General features: G+C 64.5%; 1 protein-coding gene. It reads left to right on the top strand.

What is annotated here, in order from left to right; genetic code table 11:
• A partial coding sequence (locus RM844_RS32565) for an SDR family oxidoreductase (protein ID WP_311671048.1) occupies positions 1-462 on the top strand: 462 nt, incomplete at both ends.

The following is a 462-nucleotide window of genomic DNA, read 5'->3' as shown; positions in this document are numbered from 1 at the left end:
CTACCAGGATCTGGCCGCCGACCACCTCGAGGTGATCGCCGGAGACAAGGGCGAGGAGAACCTTGGCCTGGATCAGCAGACCTGGCAGCGACTGGCCGATGACGTCGACCTGATCGTCGATCCGGCCGCACTGGTCAACCACGTGCTGCCGTACAGCGAGTTGTTCGGGCCCAACGCCCTCGGCACTGCCGAGCTGATCAAGATCGCGCTCACCACGAAGATCAAGCCGTACACCTACGTGTCGACCATCGGCGTGGGCGATCAGATCGAGCCGGGCAAGTTCGTCGAGAACGTCGACGTCCGGGAGATGAGCGCGGTCCGCAAGGTCAACGACGGCTACGCCAACGGCTACGGCAACAGCAAGTGGGCCGGCGAGGTCCTGCTGCGCGAGGCCAACGACCTGTGCGGGCTGCCGGTAGCGGTGTTCCGTTGCGACATGATCCTGGCCGACACGACATACTC

It is taken from the genome of Streptomyces chisholmiae, assembly GCF_031845445.1.
Lineage (GTDB): Bacteria > Actinomycetota > Actinomycetes > Streptomycetales > Streptomycetaceae > Streptomyces > Streptomyces chisholmiae.
This window is presented reverse-complemented; position numbering and strand designations above follow the sequence as displayed.